General features: G+C 43.4%; 1 protein-coding gene. It reads left to right on the top strand.

Features of this window, described 5'->3' with window-relative positions:
* The first annotated feature begins 294 nt into the window (after window positions 1-294).
* On the top strand, window positions 295-1,536 hold the full coding sequence (locus tag V6M87_RS27140; protein WP_332879791.1) for a hypothetical protein: 1,242 nt from the start codon (window positions 295-297) through the stop codon (window positions 1,534-1,536).
* Window positions 1,537-1,760: the final 224 nt, after the last annotated feature.

Below are 1,760 nucleotides of genomic sequence, written 5' to 3'. Positions count from 1 at the left end.
TCAACTCGTCAAGCACGGCTTTGGCGCGGAACAACGCCATGCTGCGACGAGGAATATGATCACACGAAACTAAACAGCTAGCCTGTGATTGGTGAGGATCTTTCAGCCTCTGCTCGCTAGACTCGTAAAAATAGCTGCTCTGGTTAAGTAGCCGCCTTTCGCGCTTGACATAAAATTGCTTGCGCGAATACACGGCACGCAGCGTATCGACAGTCCAACAAAAGGATTTTATAATGGTTTGCTTGGATGCCTAGTTATCGTATTGTTACAAAAACATAAATTTCGGAGATGCGAATGAAAGTTACAGATGTTTTTACCCCTAATAAGTTACCTTCCGTAACGTTTATTGAAGATCATCTTTTAGGAAAATTAAAGTACCTAACTGAAGCACTACTTTCTGGACCATGTGTCATTTCTTTGTCGGGACCATCCAAGTCAGGCAAAACGGTTTTTATTGAAAAAACACTTGGCCATGATCGGCTTCTTCAAGTTACAGGGGCAGGAATTGATTCACCAAAGAAATTATGGGACCGTGTCTTTGATTTAATTGGGACACCAAGTAAAGTTACTGAGACGACCGCTGCTGTTGCTTCAGTGACAGCAGGGGCAACAGCAGGGGGTAGCATTCCTTTTCTCGCTAAAGCTGAAGCCTCGATAGCTGGAACAAAAGGGAGTACTGTTACTAAAGCAGAAGAGCATATTCCTGACTACTTGAACTTACTCATAAAAGAACTAGGAAACACCGATTTTGTAGTTTTCATCGACGATTTTCACTATGTAAATAAAGAGGTTCAAAAACAGATTTCAGAAGAAATTAAGGATGCCGTGCGAGGCGGTGTAACATTTATCTGTGCTTCCGTTCCATACCATTCTGATGATGTTCTCCGGGGAAATGCAGATCTTCGAGGCCGAATTTTTGGCATAGACTTTGATTATTGGGACGCAGGCGAACTGCAACAGATTGCTAATCTTGGTTTCAACGAACTAAAAATAAAAGTCACGCCCGCCGTATTAATCGCTTTGGCGGACGAAGCAGCTGGATCACCTCAATTGATGCAGTCTCTCTGTCTAAATCTTTGCTTTGAAGGTGGCTTCTATGACAGCCAGCCGGATATAGTTTATGACTGTGACCTAGAGACTGTTAGAAAAATATGCGTACGTACGGCATTATCTGCAGATTATTCTTCCACAGTCTCAAAAATGAGGGATGGCCCAAAAACCAGGGGCACAAACAGAACGGCGCATAAGGTAAGTGACGGTTCAATTAGAGATGTATATCCAATAATTTTGTTTGCCATATCTTCGGATCCTCCTGAGCGAACAATTCGTTATGCTAGCCTTCAAGCGCGAATTACAGGTGTCTGTCCAGAAGGTAATCCAAGTGGCTCCAGCGTTACAGGTGCATGTGCTCATATGTCGGATATTGCGAATGACGCCGAAAATCGAGTAATTATTGAATGGGACATTGAAAATGAAGTACTAGACATTCGCGATCCATATTTGCTCTTCTTTTTACGATGGGGCGACTGGAAATAGTCAACAACAAATTCTGCCTTTCAATGTTCATTAAGATTATTTTAATAAGACGGGGAGAACAGGGCGCGGGAAAATCGGTACGCTAAGGTTCTCAGGTCCTATCAAAGTGTACAATTGCAAGGCGAACAACATGGGTAAAAACGTGGGTAAATGTAGCGACTCGTGGGATCATGTACCCATCCGCAGTTGGCCACTCTTCAAGGCCAGGCACGTTTTGCGTACAC

Source organism: Massilia sp. S19_KUP03_FR1 (assembly GCF_036688685.1).
Taxonomy (GTDB): Bacteria; Pseudomonadota; Gammaproteobacteria; order Burkholderiales; family Burkholderiaceae_D; genus JALYUM01.
Note: the sequence above shows the minus strand (reverse complement) of the source record. Positions and strands in the feature narration are given on the sequence as shown.